Source organism: Pseudomonas cyclaminis (assembly GCF_015163715.1).
Lineage (GTDB): Bacteria > Pseudomonadota > Gammaproteobacteria > Pseudomonadales > Pseudomonadaceae > Aquipseudomonas > Aquipseudomonas cyclaminis.
The window spans coordinates 1-20810 of the sequence record NZ_JADDUM010000261.1 but is presented as its reverse complement, the minus strand read 5'-3'; the positions used below and the strand labels follow the sequence as shown (position 1 = coordinate 20810).

16 protein-coding genes and 4 pseudogenes are annotated in these 20810 nt (G+C 60.9%); 15 read left to right on the top strand and 5 right to left on the bottom strand.

Features of this window, described 5'->3' with window-relative positions; all coding sequences use genetic code 11:
* Positions 1 to 196 precede the first annotated feature (196 nt).
* Genes IQK56_RS27195 through IQK56_RS27185 form a run of 3 tightly spaced genes read right to left on the bottom strand, consistent with a single transcriptional unit; the run spans position 197 to position 2635 of the window.
* On the bottom strand, positions 197 to 1003 hold the full coding sequence (locus IQK56_RS27195; protein ID WP_193901891.1) for a sulfite exporter TauE/SafE family protein: 807 nt from the start codon (positions 1001 to 1003) through the stop codon (positions 197 to 199).
* Entirely contained in the window at positions 1004 to 2248 is a 1245-nt protein-coding gene (locus tag IQK56_RS27190; RefSeq protein ID WP_122307546.1) for an NAD(P)/FAD-dependent oxidoreductase, read from the bottom strand.
* Positions 2249 to 2299: 51 nt separating this feature from the next.
* Positions 2300 to 2635: an ArsR/SmtB family transcription factor gene (locus IQK56_RS27185; protein ID WP_017527038.1), complete on the bottom strand. Its 336-nt coding sequence runs from the start codon at positions 2633 to 2635 to the stop codon at positions 2300 to 2302.
* Positions 2636 to 2729: 94 nt separating this feature from the next.
* Here IQK56_RS27185 and IQK56_RS27180 point away from each other — a divergent pair, with 94 nt between their 5' ends.
* Together IQK56_RS27180 and IQK56_RS27175 are read left to right on the top strand one after the other, a co-directional pair.
* On the top strand, positions 2730 to 3593 hold the full coding sequence (locus tag IQK56_RS27180) for an MBL fold metallo-hydrolase (protein WP_193862266.1): 864 nt from the start codon (positions 2730 to 2732) through the stop codon (positions 3591 to 3593).
* A 200-nt stretch (positions 3594 to 3793) separates the two neighbouring features.
* Positions 3794 to 5965: a UvrD-helicase domain-containing protein gene (locus IQK56_RS27175; RefSeq protein ID WP_193901890.1), complete on the top strand. Its 2172-nt coding sequence runs from the start codon at positions 3794 to 3796 to the stop codon at positions 5963 to 5965.
* A 333-nt stretch (positions 5966 to 6298) separates the two neighbouring features.
* Here the strand turns inward: IQK56_RS27175 and bkdR are convergent, their stop codons facing one another.
* The gene (bkdR, locus tag IQK56_RS27170) at positions 6299 to 6787 is read right to left on the bottom strand and encodes a Bkd operon transcriptional regulator BkdR (protein ID WP_099586612.1); all 489 of its coding nucleotides are present in this window, start codon (positions 6785 to 6787) and stop codon (positions 6299 to 6301) included.
* Between the two features lie 194 nt (positions 6788 to 6981).
* Here bkdR and IQK56_RS27165 point away from each other — a divergent pair, with 194 nt between their 5' ends.
* From IQK56_RS27165 to IQK56_RS27140, 6 genes and pseudogenes are all read left to right on the top strand, one after another.
* Positions 6982 to 8217, top strand: coding sequence for a 3-methyl-2-oxobutanoate dehydrogenase (2-methylpropanoyl-transferring) subunit alpha (locus tag IQK56_RS27165; protein WP_099586611.1), 1236 nt, complete (start codon positions 6982 to 6984; stop codon positions 8215 to 8217).
* A gap of 1 nt (position 8218) precedes the next feature.
* Positions 8219 to 9276 (top strand): annotated as a pseudogene (locus IQK56_RS27160) (alpha-ketoacid dehydrogenase subunit beta).
* A pseudogene (locus tag IQK56_RS27155) lies at positions 9277 to 10529 on the top strand (dihydrolipoamide acetyltransferase family protein).
* A gap of 3 nt (positions 10530 to 10532) precedes the next feature.
* Positions 10533 to 11905 (top strand): annotated as a pseudogene (lpdA, locus tag IQK56_RS27150) (dihydrolipoyl dehydrogenase).
* 124 nt (positions 11906 to 12029) lie between these two features.
* Positions 12030 to 13048, top strand: a pseudogene (locus tag IQK56_RS27145) (branched-chain amino acid aminotransferase).
* 173 nt (positions 13049 to 13221) lie between these two features.
* Entirely contained in the window at positions 13222 to 13500 is a 279-nt protein-coding gene (locus tag IQK56_RS27140) for a hypothetical protein (RefSeq protein WP_150760636.1), read from the top strand.
* Positions 13501 to 13540: 40 nt separating this feature from the next.
* On the opposite strand, the gene IQK56_RS27135 is transcribed toward IQK56_RS27140, so the two are convergent.
* Positions 13541 to 14428, bottom strand: coding sequence for a GNAT family acetyltransferase (locus tag IQK56_RS27135; protein WP_193862264.1), 888 nt, complete (start codon positions 14426 to 14428; stop codon positions 13541 to 13543).
* Positions 14429 to 14635: 207 nt separating this feature from the next.
* Here IQK56_RS27135 and ctlX point away from each other — a divergent pair, with 207 nt between their 5' ends.
* The 7 genes from ctlX (at position 14636) to IQK56_RS27100 (ending at position 20578) form a co-directional block, all read left to right on the top strand.
* Entirely contained in the window at positions 14636 to 15562 is a 927-nt protein-coding gene (gene ctlX / locus IQK56_RS27130) for a citrulline utilization hydrolase CtlX (RefSeq protein ID WP_122307539.1), read from the top strand.
* A gap of 11 nt (positions 15563 to 15573) precedes the next feature.
* Positions 15574 to 16620: an ornithine cyclodeaminase gene (locus IQK56_RS27125; RefSeq protein WP_193862263.1), complete on the top strand. Its 1047-nt coding sequence runs from the start codon at positions 15574 to 15576 to the stop codon at positions 16618 to 16620.
* A 258-nt stretch (positions 16621 to 16878) separates the two neighbouring features.
* Positions 16879 to 17658, top strand: coding sequence for an ABC transporter substrate-binding protein (locus IQK56_RS27120; protein WP_193862262.1), 780 nt, complete (start codon positions 16879 to 16881; stop codon positions 17656 to 17658).
* A gap of 171 nt (positions 17659 to 17829) precedes the next feature.
* Positions 17830 to 18531, top strand: a complete 702-nt coding sequence (locus IQK56_RS27115; protein WP_122307536.1) for an ABC transporter permease — start codon at positions 17830 to 17832, stop codon at positions 18529 to 18531.
* Entirely contained in the window at positions 18528 to 19241 is a 714-nt protein-coding gene (locus tag IQK56_RS27110; protein WP_150676509.1) for an ABC transporter permease, read from the top strand. The genes IQK56_RS27115 and IQK56_RS27110 overlap by 4 nt, the downstream gene beginning before the upstream one ends.
* Positions 19242 to 19244: 3 nt before the next feature.
* Positions 19245 to 20075, top strand: coding sequence for an ABC transporter ATP-binding protein (locus tag IQK56_RS27105; protein ID WP_224793921.1), 831 nt, complete (start codon positions 19245 to 19247; stop codon positions 20073 to 20075).
* 5 nt (positions 20076 to 20080) lie between these two features.
* Positions 20081 to 20578, top strand: a complete 498-nt coding sequence (locus IQK56_RS27100) for an Lrp/AsnC family transcriptional regulator (RefSeq protein WP_099586600.1) — start codon at positions 20081 to 20083, stop codon at positions 20576 to 20578.
* Positions 20579 to 20810 lie beyond the last annotated feature (232 nt).

Sequence of the window (20810 nt, the reverse complement as noted above, 5' to 3'; positions counted from 1 at the left end):
GAAGGCTGGGGGGAGACACCTATGCTACTTGGGTACTGGGTAGGGGGATGCGATGGGATGAAGTGCTCAAGCCTGATGAAAGTCAAAATGTGGGAGGGGGCTTGCCCCCGATGGCGGTGTTTCAGTCAAGTAGATGTCGACTGTCACTCCGCTATCGGGGGCAAGCCCCCTCCCACATTGGGATTGCATTTCAAGTTCAGCGTAAAGCGTTGAAAAGCATTCCCGCTGCAACCACCACACAGAGGCTGGCAAACCCCACCTGCAAGGTACGCGCAGGCATTACCGAACACAGGCGCCGGCCGACCAGCATGCCGACGATGCTGGCACCGATAAACACCCAGCCCACCGGCTCGATGCGCACCCCGGCATGCAACGCGCCGGCCACGCCAATCAGCGAGATCAGGCTGATGACCATCAATGACGTGGCGACAATGCCGCGCATCTGCACATCGGTCAGTTGCTTGAACGCCGGCACGATCAGGAAGCCGCCGCCCACGCCGAGCAAACCGGACACCGCGCCGGTCACGGCGCCGAGCGCAGCCAGGGTGGCGCTGCATTTGGCGGTCCAGGCCAGGCGCCCGGTCTGCTGATCGAGCATGCAGTTCTTCTGGCCCCAGGACGCGGCGCCATGGTCGCTCGGCCCGGCCTGGACCTTTTCACGCTGCAACATGCGCCAGGCCACCAGCACCATCAGCGCGCTGAACAGCCCCATCAGCACCGGCTCCGTCATTTGGTGCGCGAGAAACACCCCCAACGGCGAAAACAGCGCGCCGAGCAAGGCGATCAGCAGCGCGGCGCGGTAACGCACCAGGCCGTGGCGCAAACCATCAAGCGCACCGACGGCCGCCGCCGCGCCCACCGCAAGCAACGACACCGGCGCGGCCTGGGTCATGGTCAAGCCCAATCCCAGCACCAGCGCCGGCACCCCAAGGATGCCACCGCCCGCGCCGGTCAGGCCCATGACCAGGCCCATCAATACACCCAACACACTGGCCAGCAGCATTCAGTCCACCTTGCTAAGACGGGTCAGCCATTCACGGCCCTTGAGCATGCCGTTCCAGTAGAACCACGGCAGCAGCGTGGCCTTGAGGAACCACATCGACCGACGCGCCTTGGTCGGGTCGAGGCCGAAGGTCGGCAGCAACGTGCCGCCGTAGCCGAACTCGGCGAGCACCACCTTGCCCTTCTCCACCGTCAGCGGGCACGAACCGTAGCCGTCGTACTTGAGCGGCAGGGTTGCCTGTTTGCGCAGGGCCAGCAGGTTTTCGGCAACCACCACGATCTGCTTGCGCACGGCGGCGGCGGTCTTGGCGTTGGGGGTGCCGCATACATCGCCCAGGCCGAAGATGTGCGGGTAGTGCAGGTGTTGCAGGGTGTTGGGGTGCACTTCACACCAGCCGGCGGCATCGGCCAGCGGGCTTTGGCGGATAAAGTCCGGTGCGACTTGCGGCGGCACGACGTGCAGCAGGTCGAAGGATTTCTCTTCAAGCGTGGTATGGCCCTCGCTGTCTTTCACGGCAAACCAGGCCTTGCGTGCCGGGCCGTCGACCTTGACCAGGTTGGAATTGAACGCCAGGCGGGCGTTGTATTTCTCTACGTATTTCATCAGCGGCGGTACAAAAGTCGCGACCCCGAACAATGCCGCGCCGGCCAGGTTGAACTCCACCTCGATGTGCTTGAGATGGCCCTGCTTGAGCCAGTGATCGCACGACAAGTACATGGCCTTCTGCGGCGCGCCGGCGCATTTGATCGGCATGGCCGGCTGGGTGAAGATCGCCTTGCCGCCCTTCAACTGTTGCACCAACTGCCAGGTATAGGCGGCGTGTTCGTAGCTGTAGTTGGACGTGACGCCGTGCTGGCCGAGGGTGTCCTGCAAGCCTTCGATACTTTCCCAGGCCAGGCGCAGGCCGGGGCAGACAATGAGATTTTGCCAGCTCACGCGCTGGCCGCTGTCGAGCACCAACGTCTGCTCGTCCGGCAGGACTTCGCTGACCGCGGCCTGTATCCAGGTGACGCCATTGGGCAGCACATCGGCCAACGGGCGGCGGGTCTTTTTCAGGTCATAGGCGCCGCCACCCACCAGGGTCCAGGCCGGCTGGTAGCAATGGTGGTCGCTGGGTTCGATAAGGGTGATGTTCAGGTCGGGGTCGCGCTTGAGCAGGCTGGCCAGCAGGCCAATGCCTGCCGAGCCGCCGCCGATGACAACGATATCGCCACTGATGGTTGGGCCCCAGTGTTGTTCGGTCATGGTCTGTTGCCTTTTTTTGTCAATGCACACAAGGGTCGTTGCCGTATGGCGTCACGCCCAGCTTTTTATGACCGCGCCGCAGTACAGCCCGGACAGGGTTTTCATCACTTGGATCACTTCATGGCTGGCCAGCCCGTAGAAGATGTACTTGCCTTCCCGACGGGTGGCGACCAACCCTTCGTCGCGCAAAATGCCCAACTGTTGTGACAAGGTGGGCTGGCGCACGCCAGTCATGGTTTCCAACTCGCCGACGTTGCGCTCGCCCTGGGTCAACTGGCACAGGATCAACAGGCGATCCTCATTGGCCAGGGCCTTGAGCAAGGCACAGGCCTTGGACGCCGACGCACGCAACTGGGCGACTTCGCCTTCACTCAGAGTAGATTCCATTTGCCTCGGGTCCTTTGCGTCACTTAAGCTCAAAACATTATGTGTAAATGTAAAGTGATTGTAATCACTTTTTTCAGCATCAGGGGCAGCCGTCATGTCAGCGTTGATTCAATCCTTTCTGGACGAGGCGTCGTCGACCTACACCTACGTCGTCTATGCAGCGGACGGTGGCCCCTGTGCCATCGTCGACTCAGTGCTCAACTACGACCCGGCCTCCGGGCGCACGGACACGCGCCAGGCCGACAAGGTCATCGCCTTCGTGCACGAACACCGCCTGCAAGTACAGTGGCTGCTGGAAACCCACGCCCATGCCGACCACCTGTCGGCTGCGCCGTATCTGCGCCGCACGTTGGGCGGCAAGATCGCCATCGGCCGGTCGATCAGCAAGGTGCAGGATGTGTTCAAGAATCTGTTCAACCTGGAGCCGGAATTTCGCGTCGACGGCTCGCAGTTCGATCACCTGTTTGCGCCGGATGAGGTTTTCCATATTGGCGGCTTGAAGGCCCAGGCCCTGCACGTGCCCGGCCACACCCCGGCGGATATGGCTTACCTGATCGAGGATCACTTGATCCTGGTAGGCGACACGTTGTTCATGCCCGATGTAGGCACTGCCCGCTGCGACTTCCCCGGCGGCGATGCGCGGCAGTTGTATGCGTCGATGCGCAAATTGCTGGCCTTCCCAGCGCACACCCAGCTGTACGTATGCCATGACTACCCGCCTGAAGGACGCGAGGCCAAGTGCCTGACCACCGTGGCCGAGCAGCGCGCGGGAAATATCCATGTGCATGACGGGGTGGATGAGGCGGCGTTTGTGGCGATGCGCACCCGGCGCGATGCCGGGTTGGGCATGCCGACGTTACTGCTGCCGGCGATCCAGGTGAATGTGCGGGCGGGGAATATGCCACCGGCGGAAAACAACGGCGTGGTGTATCTGAAAATCCCGCTCAATCAACTGTAAAACCCTGCCCCTTGGCGAGCCTGCATCGATACGGGCACCGAAACAGTGGCGGCCAATCGCGGCTTAGCCAAAAAGCCAGCACCGTGTAGTATTCGGAAATAGATATTTTCCACCCAGGCCCTGTGCGCTTTTGCGGCCTGTTACTACCCGGTTTTCGTCGAAGACGCTCTTCGACGTCAGGATTTTTTGGCAAGGACACTATGAGCAACCAACCGCCCTCCCCTGAACCCGGCGAAGAGTCCGCGTCCAGCCTGAATCAACACCTTTCTGTAATCCCACGCCTGCTGGCCTCTCTCTTGTCCCTGTCACTCGATGCGCTGGGCGCGATCAATGCCGCTTCGTTTCTCAAGGGAAAGTCCGTGGGAATCAAGCAAGGTAGAAAGCGCGGTATCGAAGAAGGAAAGCTCAGCGGTTATGACGATGGCTACGCGGCGGGGCGCGCCGTGCTTGAGTTCAAAGACCTGCGCAGCGTCGCCCCCTTGCCGGGCGAAGATCACTGCCTGTTCGATGATGAGCTACTGCCGGTCACCGAGGCCATCAAGCAAAAAATGCGCGCCGAAGTGGCCAGGTATTTACCCGAACACGAGCAACCGAGCGCGGAACAATGGGCAATGATCTTCGCCGAAAACACCTGTACCTCGGTAATTGCCGGCGCTGGTTCCGGCAAGTCGACGACGCTGGCGTTGCGGGTGGTGCTCAAACACGTTCACCTGGGTATCCCCCTCAATCATCTTCAAGTCACCACGTTCACGACTGAATCGAAAAAAGACCTGATGAAAAAAATCGTCAAGATTTTTGGACATTGGGGCATCCCGCTCAGCGAAGACCAAATCAAGAGCCTGGTGCGCACGTTCCACAGCAAAGTATTCGGTTTCATGAAGGCCTTTACCGGCGGCCCCCTTGGTTATTTTGACTTTTTAGGCCCCGACATGAAGGACGATGACGAGGAACTCGACAACCCGTTTTCGTCCACCCTCAACACCGAACAGTTGGCCGTGCTCTACAAGGTGTTCAATGACCTTTACAAGCACGACGCCGAGTTCAAAAAGCACATCCTGGCCCTGTATAAATCGGTAGCGTTTGCACCGCCGATGCCGATGACGGACAAAATGCGCAAAAACCGCGCCCACACGCTCAAGGCCACTTCCGAGCGGGACCTGGCCGTGTGTGACGCCATCGAAAAGGCCTGGACGGATCTCGGACTGTGGCCGATTGCAGGCGTGGGCGAGCGCCAGATCATTACCCTGGAAGGCCAGCCCTACATCGTCAACGGCTACTTGGAGGAATATGACGCCGCGCTGATTCTCGGCTGGCCGGATACCGGTGTAACCCAGGACGATATCCCCTTTCGCGAAGGCGCCCGCGTCAACCTCAAGCGTGAGAGCTGGGCCAGGCAGGCAATCATCAGTGACTGTTACAAGAAAAACTTCGTACTGCTCAATCATGTGACAGCGGCGAAGACACTGATGGACAACGCCGAGCACATGGTCATCAGCGCCCCGCAATTCGAATACGACTTGCCTGGTACCACGCTGAAGGAAACCAACCTGATCCAGGTATTTTTCTCGGAAGGCAATTACATCGAAAACCTGGGGCTGGATGTCGACAATGCGATCGGCAAGATGACCTTCGTTCCAGGTGACGCACGTGAATCGTTCTACCTGGCACTCAAGGGCTTTTGGCGAGCCTTCCATACGCACCTTCAAGGCATGTCCCCCAAGCCGCTGATCACGTTCAATCAAGCATTCGCTCTATTTGGTGAACGCAACCCCGAGGCCATCAAACAAATCCCCACCGCCGAGCTGGACGGTATGCGTCACCTGATGATCGACGAGTTCCAGGATGTCTCCGGGTTGAACATTTCCTGGATTCGCCAGTGCTGCAAGGAGATTCGTCGCCGCAACCAGGGCCAGGCCGGTATCGGCAATTCGCTGATGGCGGTCGGTGACGATTGGCAGAGCATTTACGGCTGGCGTGGCAGCTCGCCCCAGTACCTGATGGACTTTCACCAGCACTTTCTCAGCCACACGCGACAAACGCTGTACATGCAGAACAACTACCGCTCCCATCAGGCAATCATTGATGCGGCAGAACAGGTGGTGCGCTCGACGTCCAATGACAAAGCCAAGCACGGTGTCGCCGCGAATGCCAAGGTGATTGACCGCGTGTCGCCGGTCTACCTGCATTACGTTAAGGCCAAGACCAAGATCAGCCAGCCCGACGAAACGATTCTGGAACTTGTCCAGAAGGCCTATGAAGACGGGCACAGCATTCTGATGGTATTCCGGGTTGGCACGGTGGTGACCGCTTACCGGCGGGCCTGGGTGGGTTGTTGCGTGATGCCAGAAAACACGATCGAAACGTCAAGTTGATGACGTTTCACAAGTCCAAGGGGCTGCAGGCGCAAACCGTATTCGTCATCGGCGATACCTTTTACAAGCCGACCAAATCCAAGCGCAATCAGCTGTACAACCTGGCGGGCCTGGGGGACGGCAAGTCCATGGCCTATGACAGAGCCCAGGCGACGAGGCCTTGCGTCTTGCCTATGTGGGCATTACCCGGGCCGAGCTTCAATGCCACTGGTTGTTGGAGCGTGAAATCAGCACCCCGGGCGAAACAGCATCGGGTTATGCCGACCAGAAATCCTATTGCTACGAAAAATGGACGGCGAGCGAAACAGCCGACGCCACTAGCGCGTCATAGCCCTACCCGCCCAGGCTGATGCCATTGGCGGGCAAGGGCAGCGCGGTTTTGTAGCGCACCTGCTTCAACGCAAAGCTCGACCGGATATTCGCCACCCCCGGCACTTTGGTCAAAAAGTCCATCATGAAGCGCTCCAGCGACTGGATCGTCGGCACCAGCACCCGGATCAGATAGTCCGGGTCGCCGGCCATCAGGTAGCACTCCATCACTTCGGGGCGGTCCGAGATCGCGCCTTCGAACTGCTGCAACGCCAGTTCATTCTGCTTTTCCAGGCTGACGTGGATAAACACATTGACGTGCAGCCCCAGCAGGTCGGCGTCGAGCAGCGTGACTTGCTCACGGATCAGCCCCAACTCTTCCATCGCTTTGACCCGGTTGAAACACGGCGTGGGCGACAGGTTGACCGAGCGGGCCAGGTCGGCGTTGGTGATGCGGGCATTCTCTTGCAGGGCATTGAGAATGCCGATGTCGGTACGGTCCAGTTTGCGCATGAGACAAAATCACCTGTTTATTATGTTTATGCAGTTTTTTTATCCGCAAATGATCCTGAGCGCAACGAAACACAGATAAATATTCTTCTACGCCCCGCCTATGATTGTTGTAGGACAAGATTTCTCCTACCCGGAGTCTGACTGTCAGCTAGCGCGCCCACTACAAGAAATTCACAAGATCGAGCGTAGAAGCCATGACCCAGCAGTATGAACCACTGCGCCTGCACGTCCCTGAACCCTCGGGCCGACCAGGCTGCAAGACCGACTTCACCTACCTGCGCCTGACCGACGCCGGCCTGGTGCGCAAACCCGCCATCGACGTAGAACCCGCCGACACCGCAGACCTGGCCAAGGGCCTGATCCGCGTGCTCGACGACCAGGGCCAGGCCTTGGGGCCATGGGCCGAAGGCGTCAGTGTGGAAATCATGCGCAAAGGCATGCGCGCCATGCTCAAGACGCGCATCTTCGACAACCGCATGGTGGTCGCCCAGCGTCAGAAAAAAATGTCGTTCTACATGCAGAGCCTTGGCGAGGAAGCCATCGGCAGCGCCCAGGCCCTGGCCTTGAACATTGACGACATGTGCTTCCCCACCTACCGCCAGCAAAGCATCCTGATGGCCCGCGAAGTGCCACTGGTGGACCTGATCTGCCAGTTGCTGTCCAACGAACGTGATCCGCTCAAGGGCCGCCAGTTGCCGATCATGTATTCGGTCAAAGATGCAGGCTTCTTTACCATTTCCGGCAACCTCGCCACCCAATTCGTACAGGGCGTGGGCTGGGGCATGGCCTCGGCAATCAAGGGCGATACCAAGATCGCGTCCGCCTGGATCGGCGACGGCGCCACCGCCGAATCCGACTTCCACACCGCCCTCACCTTCGCCCACGTGTACCGTGCGCCGGTCATCCTTAACGTCGTCAACAACCAATGGGCCATCTCCACCTTCCAGGCGATTGCCGGCGGTGAAGCCACCACCTTCGCCGGACGCGGCGTCGGCTGCGGCATCGCCTCGCTGCGCGTGGACGGCAACGACTTTATCGCGGTGTACGCCGCCTCCGCCTGGGCCGCCGAACGTGCGCGGCGCAACCTGGGGCCGAGCCTGATCGAGTGGGTCACCTACCGCGCCGGTCCGCACTCCACCTCGGATGATCCATCCAAATACCGCCCTGCCGACGACTGGAGCCACTTCCCGTTGGGCGATCCGATTGCCCGTCTCAAGCAGCACCTGATCAAGATTGGCCAGTGGTCCGAAGAAGAACACGCGGCGGTCAGTGCCGAGCTTGAGGCCGAAGTGGTCAAGGCACAAAAAGAAGCCGAACAGTACGGCACCCTCGCCGGCGGCCAGATTCCGAGCGCCGCGACCATGTTCGAAGACGTCTATAAAGAGATGCCGGAGCACTTGAAGCGCCAGCGTCAAGAGTTGGGGATCTGACATGAACGATCACAACAACAGCATCGAATTGGAAACCGCCATGACCACGACCACCATGACCATGATCCAGGCCCTGCGCTCGGCCATGGATGTGATGCTTGAGCGTGACGACAACGTGGTGGTGTTCGGCCAGGACGTCGGTTACTTCGGCGGCGTGTTCCGTTGCACCGAGGGGTTGCAGACCAAGTACGGCAGCTCGCGGGTATTCGACGCGCCGATCTCGGAAAGCGGCATTATCGGCGTGGCCGTGGGCATGGGCGCCTATGGCCTGCGCCCGGTCGCTGAAATCCAGTTTGCCGACTATGTGTACCCCGCCACCGACCAGATCATCTCCGAAGCCGCACGCCTGCGGTATCGCTCGGCCGGCCAGTTCACCGCCCCCCTGACCATGCGCATGCCGTGCGGGGGTGGCATCTACGGCGGCCAGACCCACAGCCAGAGCATTGAAGCGGTGTTCACCCAGGTCTGCGGCCTGCGCACGGTGATGCCGTCCAACCCCTACGACGCCAAAGGCCTGCTGATTGCCTCCATCGAAAACGATGACCCGGTGATCTTCCTGGAGCCCAAGCGCCTGTACAACGGCCCGTTCGATGGCCATCACGACCGCCCTGTCACGCCGTGGTCGAAGCACCCGCAAGCGCAAGTGCCGGACGGTTACTACACCGTGCCGCTGGACGTGGCCGCCATTGTGCGTCCGGGCTCGGCCGTTACCGTGCTGACCTATGGCACCACGGTGTATGTATCGCAGGTTGCCGCCGAGGAAACCGGCATCGACGCCGAAGTCATCGACCTGCGCAGCCTGTGGCCGCTGGACCTGGAAACCATCGTCAAATCAGTGAAAAAAACCGGCCGTGCGTGGTGGTGCACGAAGCCACCCGCACCTGCGGTTTTGGCGCCGAGCTGGTGGCGCTGGTGCAAGAGCATTGCTTCCACCACCTGGAAGCGCCGATTGAACGCGTCACCGGTTGGGACACCCCCTACCCGCACGCGCAGGAATGGGCGTATTTCCCAGGGCCGTCCCGAGTGGGCGCGGCGTTGAAACGGGTCATGGAGGTCTGAATGGGCACGCACGTTATCAAGATGCCGGACATTGGCGAAGGCATCGCAGAAGTTGAATTGTCGGTATGGCATGTGAAGGTCGGCGACATGGTCGTCGAAGACCAGGTGCTGGCGGATGTGATGACCGACAAGGCGATGGTGGACATTCCCTCGCCGGTGCACGGCAAAGTGATTGCCCTCGGCGGCGAGCCGGGTGAAGTGATGGCGGTGGGCAGTATTCTGATCAGCATCGAAGTCGAAGGCGCCGGTAACGCCAAGGACGCGCCGGTCGTGGCTGAGCCGGTGAAGGCTGCGCCTGTGGTCGAAGCCAGGCCCGCGCCGGTGGTTGAGGCCAAACCCGCGACCCAACCCGCAGCGGCGCCCGTGGCCCGCGAAACCAATGAACGCCCGCTGGCCTCCCCCGCCGTGCGCAAGCATGCGTTGGATGCCGGTATCCAGTTGCGTCTGGTGCAAGGTTCCGGGCCCGCTGGCCGGGTCTTGCATGAAGACCTCGACGCTTACCTTCAACAAGGCGCGGCGCTGTCCTCGACAGCCGCCAACCCCTACGCCGAACGCAATACCGAAGAGCAGATCCCGGTGATCGGCATGCGCCGCAAGATCGCCCAGCGCATGCAGGACGCCACCCGCCGCGCCGCGCATTTCAGCTACGTGGAAGAGATCGACGTCACCGCACTGGACGAGTTGCGTGTGCACCTCAATGAGAAACACGGCGCCACACGCGGCAAGCTGACCCTGTTGCCGTTTATCGTGCGGGCCATGGTCGTGGCGTTGCGCGATTTCCCGCAGATCAATGCGCGTTATGACGACGAAGCCCAGGTCATCACCCGCCTTGGCGCCGTGCATGTGGGTGTCGCCACTCAGAGCGACGTCGGCTTGATGGTGCCGGTGGTACGCCACGCCGAAGCCCGCAGCCTGTGGGGCAACGCGGAGGAAATCGCGCGCCTGGCCACGGCTGCACGCAATGGCAAGGCCAGTCGCGATGAGCTGTCGGGTTCGACCATTACCTTGACCAGCCTGGGTGCCCTCGGCGGCATCGTCAGCACGCCGGTGCTGAATTTGCCGGAAGTGGCCATCGTGGGCGTCAACCGCATCGTCGAACGCCCATGGTGATCAAGGGCCAGATCGTGGTGCGCAAGATGATGAACCTCTCCAGCTCGTTCGATCACCGCGTGGTCGATGGCATGGACGCGGCGCAATTCATCCAGGCCATTCGCGGCCTGCTCGAACAACCCGCCAGCCTGTTCCTGGAGTAAGTCATGAGTTTGAATACCACTTTGCTGATCATCGGCGGCGGGCCTGGCGGGTATGTGGCGGCGATTCGCGCCGGCCAGTTGGGCATCCCGACCATCCTGGTGGAAGGCCAGGCGCTGGGCGGCACCTGCCTGAATATCGGCTGCATTCCGTCCAAGGCCTTGATCCATGTGGCCGAGCAATTCCAGCAAACCGTGCATCACAGCCAGGGCTCGCCCCTGGGCATCGATGTGGACGTACCGACCCTCAACATCCGCAAAAGCGTGGAATGGAAAGACGCCATCGTCGACCGCCTGACCACCGGCGTTGCCGCACTGCTGAAAAAACACAAGGTGCAGGTGATCCACGGCTGGGCCAAGGTGGTGGACGGCAAGACCGTCGACGTCGGCGACCAGCGCATCCACTGCGAACACCTGCTGCTGGCTACCGGTTCGACCAGCGTCAACTTGCCGATGCTGCCGATTGGCGGGCCGATCATTTCGTCCACCGAAGCCCTGGCGCCAACCCGTGTGCCCAAGCGCCTGATTGTGGTGGGCGGCGGGTACATCGGCCTGGAGCTGGGGATTGCCTATCGCAAACTGGGCGCCGAAGTCAGTGTGGTCGAGGCCCAGGATCGCATCCTCCCGGCCTACGACGCCGAGCTGACGCAGCCGGTCAGCGAATCCCTCAAGCAACTGGGGGTCAAGCTGTACCTCAAGCACAGCGTCACCGGGTTTGCCGACAACTGTCTGCACGTGCGTGACCCGAACGGCGACACATTGACGCTGGAGACCGATCAGGTCCTGGTGGCGGTGGGGCGCAAACCCAACACCCAGGCTGGAACCTTGAAGCGCTGAACCTGGCGATGAACGGCGCGGCGATCAAGATCGACAGCCGTTGCCAGACCAGCATGCGCAATGTGTACGCCATCGGCGACCTGAGCGGCGAGCCGATGCTGGCCCACCGCGCCATGGCCCAGGGCGAGATGGTTGCCGAACTGATCAGCGGTCAACCCCGCGAATTCAATCCGGCAGCGATCCCGGCGGTGTGCTTTACCGACCCGGAACTGGTGGTGGTCGGCAAGACCCCGGACGACGCCAAGGCGGCGGGCCTGGACTGCATCGTGTCGAGTTTCCCGTTCGCGGCCAATGGCCGGGCCATGACCCTGGAGTCGAAAGCTGGCTTCGTGCGGGTGGTGGCGCGGCGTGACAACCATCTGATCGTCGGCTGGCAAGCGGTGGGCGTGGGCGTGTCGGAACTGTCCACCGCGTTTGGCCTGAGCCTGGAAATGGGTTCACGCCTGGAGGATGTGGCGGGCACCATCCATGCCCATCCGACTTTGGGCGAAGCCGTACAGGAAGCCGCCTTGCGGGCATTGGGGCATGCGTTGCATCTATAGAACCGTGGCGAGGCCATCGTGGGCAAGTCGAATCGTCGCACCGCCCGCTCCCACACCGGCCCAGAATGCAGTATTGTTGCGCCCATTCAGTAAAAAACCGACTTGACCAAAGATAGAGGGTGTCATGGGTAACGAAAGCATCAATTGGGACAAGCTGGGTTTTGACTACATCAAAACGACAAACGCTACCTCCAGACCTTCAAGGATGGCGAGTGGCAAGCAGGCACCCTGACCGACGACAACGTGCTGCACATCAGCGAGGGCTCCACCGCCCTGCACTATGGCCAGCAGTGCTTTGAAGGCCTCAAGGCCTACCGCTGCAAGGACGGCTCGATCAACCTGTTCCGCCCGGACCAGAACGCCGCACGCATGCAGCGCAGCTGCGCCCGCCTGCTGATGCCGCATGTGCCGACAGACGTGTTCATCGATGCCTGCAAACAAGTGGTCAAGGCCAACGAGCGGTTCATCCCGCCGTACGGCAGCGGCGGCGCGCTGTACCTGCGCCCGTTCGTGATCGGCACCGGTGACAACATCGGCGTACGTACCGCGCCGGAGTTCATCTTCTCGGTGTTCTGCATCCCGGTCGGCGCCTACTTCAAGGGCGGCCTGGTGCCACACAACTTCCAGATCTCCACTTTCGACCGCGCCGCCCCTCAGGGCACCGGTGCTGCGAAAGTCGGCGGCAACTACGCGGCCAGCCTGATGCCTGGTTCGGAAGCGAAAAAAGCCGGCTTCGCCGATGCGATCTACCTGGACCCAATGACCCACTCGAAGATCGAAGAAGTCGGCTCGGCCAACTTCTTCGGGATCACCCACGACAACAAGTTCATCACGCCGAAGTCGCCTTCGGTGCTGCCAGGCATCACCCGCCTGTCGCTGATCGAACTGGCCCAGACCCGCCTGGGCCTGGAAGTGGTTGAAGGCGAAGTGTTCATCGACAAACTGGCCGACTTCAAGGAAGCCGGCGCCTGCGGTACCGCGGCGGTGATCTCGCCGATCGGCGGCATCCAGTACAACGGCAACCTGCATGTGTTCCACAGCGAAACCGAAGTCGGCCCGATCACCCAGAAGCTCTACAAAGAGCTGACCGGCGTGCAGACCGGCGACGTTGAAGCGCCAGCGGGCTGGATCGTCAAGGTTTGAAAATGATCTGAACCTGCCAGTTCAGGAAAGGCCCATTCACCGCTGGCGGTGAATGGGCCTTTTTTTGTGCTGTGGGTCAACGGATGCGCAACTACCTGTGAAGATTGACAGTAGACAGTAAAAATCGAGGTGCCTAACTTAGGACTCCCTTCTAAAACCAGCAGGAGCTGATCATGGCGACCCACGAATTACGTGTTTCCGCAGAAGATTTCGAGGACGACGGTAGTAAAGAAATCGTGATGGTAACTTACATTAACAACCAAGTTGATTGGGCGGTTTACGCGTCATCCAGCAAGCACGACGGCATTTACGACACCGCTTCGGCACCTGATGACGTCGATGGCGATGGAGACTACGATAACGATGACAAGACGCTTTACCTCAACGTCGCCAACGCCTTCGCCCAAATGACAGCCTATGCCATAAGAAAACGAAAACAAGCCAACAAATAAAGCTCACCCGCCATGATCAGGTTGCTGTCGATCATGCGCATCAACCGTTGATATTTTCCACAATCCTCTTACCCATACTGATCCTCGGCTCAACCCCATATCCCAACGCCTCATAAAACCCCACCACCCCCTCATTGCCGCCAGTGACTTGCAGGTTGATCTTCATGCAACCCAAGGCCGTCAACGCCTGCTCCGCGTGCCGCACCAGCGAAGCACCCAGGCCCTGGCGCCGATAATCCGCATGCACAGCCACGGAGTACAGCCAGCCACGATGACCGTCATAGCCGGCGAGAATCGTGCCGATCACGGCTTTCTTGTCGGTGGCGACGAAGAACAACCCATCGTTGACCGCCAGCTTCTTGTCAATCGCCAGGCTCGGCAGGTTATGCGCGCTGTCATAGCCAAACGCCTCCTGCCATAACTCAATCACTTGCGCACGATGCGCACGGTCGCGATACGGCCCGATGGGATAGCGTGATGACAGCGTCTTTTCCATCACCAGCGTGCGCTCGTTGCCATGGTAAACGTCGCGCACTGTGTGAAACCCCAGCTTGGTGTAGAACGGCTCGGCGGTCAGCGAAGACGGCACGCTCAACACCGTCACCCCGGCTTCACGGGCGCGCAGCTCGATTTCCATCATCAGCAACCGGCCAATGCCCTGCCCCTGCAAGGTCGGGTTGACGAACACTGAGCGCACCACATTGGCGTCAAGTGCCGCCGTGGCAACCACGCCCCGATCCTGGATCGCCACCAGCACGATACGGCGCTTGAGCAACGCCAGCACTGCGTCCGGCGTGAAGTTGCTCGCCACACGGGCGATCACATCCGCGGGGTAATCCTGCGCATTGCTGCTGTGCAGGGCCGCCAGGATGACGTGGCTGATGCCTTCGGCATCGGTGGCTTGGGCGAGACGTACGACGGTGGACATGATTCCTCCTGGCTGACGACGCTGGAACAGACACCACAATACCAATGTGGGAGGGAGCTTGCCGAATCCTGCCTCCAACAGCCGATTCGGCTTCATCACCCCACTTTTCAGCTTTCCCGGCTGAGGCGCTCCTTGGTTTCAGCCGGGATTCCTCCGCCACAGCGAACAAAATAGCCTCACTGCCCAACCCCATGGATTCGTGCACCCATGCAAACCACCAACACCGTCCTGATGATTCGCCCGGCGCGCTTTGCCTTCAACCCGGACACTGCGATCAACAACCGCTTCCAACGCCAGCCCCTGGACCCACTCAGTGCACAGCAGAAAGCGCTGGAAGAGTTCGACGGCTATGTCGATACCCTGCGCCAGCACGGCGTCGAAGTACTGGTGGTGCAGGACACCCCGGCGCCCCATACCCCCGATTCGATCTTCCCCAACAACTGGTGGAGCAGCCACGCCGACGGCAGCCTGGTGCTGTACCCGATGGAAGGCCAGAACCGTCGATTGGAGCGCAACAAGGGCGTGCTGCAAGTACTGGAACAACGCTTTGCGGTCAAGAACACCATCGACCTCAGCCACCTCGAACAACACAACATCTTCCTTGAAGGCACCGGCAGCATGGTGCTCGACCGCCAGCACCGCATCAGTTACGCCTGCCATTCCGGGCGCACCCACCACGATGCGCTGCGCGAATTCGCCGAGCGCCTCGACTACCAGCTCTGCGTATTCCATGCGGTGGACCGCCACCACGCGCCGATCTACCACAGCAACGTGATGATGAGCGTGGGCCGCGACCTCTCGGTGGTGTGCCTGCAAGCCCTGCCCGACGAAGACGAACGCCTGACCCTGGAACGCTCGCTGCACGACACCGGCAAGGACATCCTCGCCCTTGATTTTGACCAGCTGGAAGCCTTCGCCGGCAACATGCTCGAAGTCCACGACCGCGACGGCCAGCCGCTGCTGGTGATGTCCGCCAGTGCCTGGGGCGCGCTGCAACCGGCCCAGCGCCAGCATGTGGAACGCCATACCCGACCGGTGGTGGTGAACATCGACAACATCGAACGCATCGGCGGCGGCAGCGCCCGCTGCATGCTGGCGGAAGTGCACCTGCCTGCCCGCCCCTCATTTCAATAAGGAGTCTTGCCATGACCCGCTATATCGACGTCAACGACCTCAGCTACCTGGTCTCGCAAAAAGGCCTGCAAACCTGCATCACCGAGATGGCCGAATACATCCGCGCCGACTACCTGCGCTGGCAGGATTTCGAAAAGTGCGCACGCCTGGCCAACCACTCGCCGGAAGGTGTGATCGAGCTGATGCCGGTGTCCGACGCGTCGCTGTACGCCTTCAAGTACGTCAACGGCCACCCCAAGAACACCCTGGCCGGGATGCTCACCGTGATGGCGTTCGGCGCCCTGGGCGATGTGGACACCGGCAAGCCGGTACTGCTGGCAGAAATGACCCTGACCACCGCGATTCGCACCGCCGCCACCTCGGCGCTGGTGGCCCGCTATCTGGCCCGCGACAACAGCCGCAGCATGGCGCTGATCGGCAACGGTTCGCAAAGTGAGTTCCAGGCCCTGGCCTTCCACACCATGCTCGGCATCAATGAGATCCGCCTGTTCGATATCGACGCCAAGGCCACCGCCAAGCTGGCAGCCAACCTCAAGGCCTTCCCGGCGATCAAGGTGATCCTGGCCGGCAGCGTGGCCGAAGCGGTCAAAGGTGCGGACATCGTCACCACTGTTACCGCCGACAAGGCCTACGCGACCATCCTCACGGACGAGATGATCGAGCCGGGCATGCACCTCAACGCCGTGGGCGGCGACTGCCCAGGCAAGACCGAACTGGACCGCCGCATCGTCGAGCGTGCCCGGGTGATCGTCGAGTACGAGCCGCAAAGCCGTATCGAAGGTGAGATCCAGCACATGCCGCAAGACTCGCCGGTGGCCGAACTCTGGCAGGTAATCAACGGCCAGCAGCCCGGCCGCGAGAACGCACGCCAGATCACGCTGTTCGACTCGGTGGGTTTTGCCATCGAAGACTACTCGGCCCTGCGCTATGTGCTGGACGTGGCCAAGGCGCTGGATGTGGGCAGCGAGTTGGAACTGGTGCCGGACCTCGCCGACCCGAAAGACCTGTTTGCGCGTCTGGCCCAACAGCCACGCGCACAGCACAAAAAGCGCGCCTGAGACCGCTCTGGCCTGCTGCTTTGCGCCTAGGGCAGGCCCTATTTAGAGCGTTGAAAAGCCGATTCAGCGGGTGCGACAGCCGATTCCGCTGCATTGCGCTTTTTTACAGCGCAATTCGCGCTTTGCGCACCGGCTAAACGACACAAAAAACGCACCACCATGAAGCATTCTGAGCCCGACCAAAGAGTCACCGAATGAATGCAGCTGCACCTCTTTTTTACTGCCCTGACATCAATTACAAAATATAGGGACTACACCATGACTCCATTGCGATCAATTTTCGCTGCGTTGCTGTTGCCACTGTGCGCCACCGCCGCCCACGCCCAGGATTGGAAAGAAATCCGCTTCGGCGTGTTCCCCGAATACCCGCCCTTCGAATCCGTGGCCGCTGACGGCAGCCTGCAAGGGTTTGATATCGAATTGGGCAATGCCATCTGCGCCAAGCTCGAAGTGAAATGCACCTGGGTGCACAACGAATTCGACGGCATGATCCCGGCCCTGCGCGCCCGCAAGTTCGACGCCATCATGTCGTCCATGGCCGTGACTCCGGCGCGTGAGAAAGTCATCGATTTCAGCGACCGGTTGTTCCTCAGCCCCACGTCGGTGATCACCCGTAAAAGCGCCGACTTCGGCGACACGCCCGAATCGTTGAAAGGCAAGCAGGTCGGCGTGCTGCAAGGCTCGTTGCAGGAAGCCTACGCCCGTGCGCACCTGGCCAAGCTCGGAGCCCAGGTCAAGGCCTACCAGTCCCAGGAACAGAACTACGCCGACCTGCAAAACGGTCGTCTCGACGCCACCCTCACCGACAAGCTCGAAGCCCAGCTCAACTTTCTGTCCAAGCCTGAAGGCGCCGACTTCAAGACCGGCCCGGCCTTCAAGGACCCGACCCTGCCGCTGGACATTGCCATGGGCTTGCGCAAGAACGACCAGGAACTGCGTGCGCTGATCAACAAGGGCATCGCCGCCGTCCAGGCCGATGGCACCTACGCCAGGATTCAGCAGAAATACTTCGGCGACCAGGACATCTACAACGAGTAAGCCAACGCCGAGCCCCCCTGTGGTAGAGGACTTATGTGGGAGGGGGCTTGCCCTCGATGACGGTGTGCCAGTCGACACATGTATTGACTGACCCACTGCTATCGGGGGCAAGCCCCCTCCCCTACAAGCCGGCCTGCAGGGGAATATCTGCGCCTTTAGAGATTTCTCCCCATGAACGACCTCCTCAACCTGCAAGGCTACGGCCCCATGCTGGCCCAGGGTGCCTGGATGACGCTCAAACTGGCGTTCCTCGCGCTGGCCCTGAGCCTCACCCTCGGCCTGCTCGCCGCCGGCGCCAAGCTGTCCAGCGCCAAATGGCTGCGGGTCCCGGCCACGCTGTACACCACGCTGATCCGCAGCGTGCCGGACCTGGTGCTGATCCTGCTGATTTTCTACAGCCTGCAACTGTGGCTCAACGACCTGACCGAAAGCTTTGGCTGGGCTTATTTTGAAATCGACCCGTTTACCGCCGGGGTGATTACCCTTGGGTTTATCTACGGCGCGTATTTCACCGAAAACTTCCGTGGCGCGATTCTCAGTGTGCCGGCAGGCCAACTGGAAGCCGCTACTGCCTATGGCCTGAGCCGCTGGCAGCGGTTTCACCTGGTGCTGTTCCCGCAGTTGATGCGCTTCGCCCTGCCGGGCCTGGGCAATAACTGGCTGGTGCTGCTCAAGTCCACGGCGCTGGTGTCGATCATCGGCCTGTCGGACCTGGTCAAGGCCGCGCAAAACGCTGGCAAGACCACCAACGAGCCGCTGTACTTCCTGATCCTCGCCGGCCTGGTCTACCTGGTGATCACCACCCTCTCCAACCGCATCTTCAAGCGCCTCGAACGGCGCTATAACCTCGGCATCAAGGGGATGGCGCGATGATCGAACTGTTCCAGCAATACGGCCTGGCCTACTTGTTCAGCGATGGCGCGGGCTTGTCCGGCGTGGCCATGACCCTGTGGCTGTTTATCATCTCGGTGGTGCTGGGCTTCTTCCTGTCGATTCCCCTGGCGCTGGCCAGGGTCTCGGAGCACGTCTGGCTGCGCTGGCCGGTGGAGCTCTACACCTACCTGTTTCGCGGCACGCCGCTGTATATCCAACTGCTGATTTGCTACACCGGGCTGTACAGCCTGGACGTGGTGCAGGACAACGCACTGCTCAACCAGTTTTTCCGCAACGCGCTGAACTGCACCCTGCTGGCCTTTGTGCTGAACACCTGCGCCTACACCGTGGAAATCTTCGCCGGGGCGATCCGCAATATCCCCCACGGCGAAATCGAAGCCGCCCGCGCCTACGGCCTGCACGGCTGGCGCTTGAACCTGTTTGTGGTGGTGCCTGCCGCGTTGCGCCGTGCGTTGCCGGCCTACAGCAATGAAATGATCCTGATGCTGCACGCCACGTCGCTGGCGTTCACCGCCACCGTCGCCGATATCCTCAAAGTGGCCCGCGATGCCAATGCCGAGACGTTCCTGACGTTCCAGGCCTTCGGCATCGCCGCCCTGCTGTACATGTTGCTGTCCTTTGCACTGGTGGGCCTGTTTCGACTGGCCGAACGTCGCTGGATGCGTTTTCTTGTTCCTACCCGAGGCTAACCCATGAATCAGTCCGCGCAGGCCCTGGCCACTTATCCTGTTGACGAACCCGCTGCCAACACCGCAACTGCTGCGATCAAGCTGCAAGTTGAAGGCATTCATAAACGCTATGGCGAACACGAGGTGCTCAAGGGGGTTTCGCTCAACGCCCGCCAAGGCGATGTAATCAGCCTGATTGGCGCCAGTGGTTCCGGCAAAAGCACGATGCTGCGTTGCATCAACTTTCTGGAACAGCCCGACGCCGGGGTCATCACCCTGGACGGCATCAGCATCGAAATGCAGCAAGGCCGCGCCGGCACCCGTGCGCCGCATCAGGCACAACTGCAAAACCTGCGCACACGCCTGGCCATGGTGTTCCAGCACTTCAACCTGTGGAGCCACATGACCGTGCTGGAAAACATCACCATGGCACCCCGCCGGGTGTTGGGCGTCAGTGCGGCTGAAGCAGAAAAGCGCGCACGGATGTACCTGGACAAGGTCGGCCTGCCCGGCCGCGTCGCGGATCAATACCCGGCGTTCCTGTCCGGTGGCCAGCAACAGCGCGTGGCGATTGCCCGGGCGTTGGCGATGGAGCCGGAAATCATTCTGTTCGATGAGCCGACGTCCGCACTCGACCCCGAGCTTGTAGGAGAAGTCCTCAAAGTCATACAGACGTTGGCCGAGGAAGGTCGTACCATGCTGATGGTCACCCACGAGATGGGCTTTGCCCGTCAGGTGTCCAGCCAAGTGCTGTTCCTGCACCAGGGCCGGGTCGAGGAACACGGCGGCGCCGAGATCCTCGACCATCCCAAAAGCGAGCGCTTGCAGCAATTTCTTTCCAACCGTTTGAAGTGAAACCCATGGATACCAAGGCCAACGGACCCCATACCTCCCCCGCGCTGGACCGCATCGATGAAGCGATCATCGAAGTGCTGCGCCATCAGGGGCGCATCACCTACGAAAAGCTCTCGTCACTGGTGCACCTCACCCCCAGGCCTTGCCTGGAGCGGGTGCGCAAGCTGGAGCGCCGCGGGGTGATCCGTGGGTATGGGGCGATCATCGATGTACAGATGGTCTCGCCAGGGCTGTCGTTGCTGGTGCTGGTGGCCTTGTCCAACCAAAGCGGGCGCTCGGCGCAAAAGGCCTTCGAAGCCTGCGTCAAGGCCTGTCCCCAGGTGTTCGAATGCCAACTGATCAGTGGGCCGTTTGACTACAGCCTGCGCATGCGTTGCCGGGATATGGAGCATTACCGGGTGTTGACGGAGACTTGGTTGAACAATGACGAGTTGCATATCGATAAGTTGGTGGCGCATCCGGAGTTGGCGGTGGTTAAAAACACCGCGACCGAACTGACCTGACCCCACTCCCCCAAACACCGGAGATCCCATGTGGGAGGGGCTTGCCCCCGATGGCCATGGGTATCTACACAACTCTTAAAGACTTACACATAACTCTGTGGTGAGAGGGCTGTTGTGGTGAGCGGGCTTGCCCGCGCTGGCTGCGCAGCAGCCCATTTGCCATAGATTCAGCATCCACCGGAAGTTGTGTAGGTACCCATGCCCCACTTTCAACCGTGCCTGCTCGAAATCC

Excerpts from the sequence above, each read along its gene's own strand:
- bkdR (WP_099586612.1), bottom strand. The coding sequence starts at position 6,787 with ATGCGCAAACTGGACCGTACCGACATCGGCATTCTCAATGCCCTGCAA.
- IQK56_RS27120 (WP_193862262.1), top strand. The coding sequence starts at position 16,879 with ATGACTCCATTGCGATCAATTTTCGCTGCGTTGCTGTTGCCACTGTGC.
- IQK56_RS27165 (WP_099586611.1), top strand. The coding sequence starts at position 6,982 with ATGACCCAGCAGTATGAACCACTGCGCCTGCACGTCCCTGAACCCTCG.
- IQK56_RS27105 (WP_224793921.1), top strand. The coding sequence starts at position 19,245 with ATGAATCAGTCCGCGCAGGCCCTGGCCACTTATCCTGTTGACGAACCC.
- IQK56_RS27115 (WP_122307536.1), top strand. The coding sequence starts at position 17,830 with ATGAACGACCTCCTCAACCTGCAAGGCTACGGCCCCATGCTGGCCCAG.
- IQK56_RS27125 (WP_193862263.1), top strand. The coding sequence starts at position 15,574 with ATGACCCGCTATATCGACGTCAACGACCTCAGCTACCTGGTCTCGCAA.
- IQK56_RS27140 (WP_150760636.1), top strand. The coding sequence starts at position 13,222 with ATGGCGACCCACGAATTACGTGTTTCCGCAGAAGATTTCGAGGACGAC.
- IQK56_RS27110 (WP_150676509.1), top strand. The coding sequence starts at position 18,528 with ATGATCGAACTGTTCCAGCAATACGGCCTGGCCTACTTGTTCAGCGAT.
- IQK56_RS27135 (WP_193862264.1), bottom strand. The coding sequence starts at position 14,428 with ATGTCCACCGTCGTACGTCTCGCCCAAGCCACCGATGCCGAAGGCATC.
- IQK56_RS27185 (WP_017527038.1), bottom strand. The coding sequence starts at position 2,635 with ATGGAATCTACTCTGAGTGAAGGCGAAGTCGCCCAGTTGCGTGCGTCG.
- IQK56_RS27190 (WP_122307546.1), bottom strand. The coding sequence starts at position 2,248 with ATGACCGAACAACACTGGGGCCCAACCATCAGTGGCGATATCGTTGTC.
- IQK56_RS27180 (WP_193862266.1), top strand. The coding sequence starts at position 2,730 with ATGTCAGCGTTGATTCAATCCTTTCTGGACGAGGCGTCGTCGACCTAC.
- IQK56_RS27100 (WP_099586600.1), top strand. The coding sequence starts at position 20,081 with ATGGATACCAAGGCCAACGGACCCCATACCTCCCCCGCGCTGGACCGC.
- IQK56_RS27195 (WP_193901891.1), bottom strand. The coding sequence starts at position 1,003 with ATGCTGCTGGCCAGTGTGTTGGGTGTATTGATGGGCCTGGTCATGGGC.
- IQK56_RS27175 (WP_193901890.1), top strand. The coding sequence starts at position 3,794 with ATGAGCAACCAACCGCCCTCCCCTGAACCCGGCGAAGAGTCCGCGTCC.
- ctlX (WP_122307539.1), top strand. The coding sequence starts at position 14,636 with ATGCAAACCACCAACACCGTCCTGATGATTCGCCCGGCGCGCTTTGCC.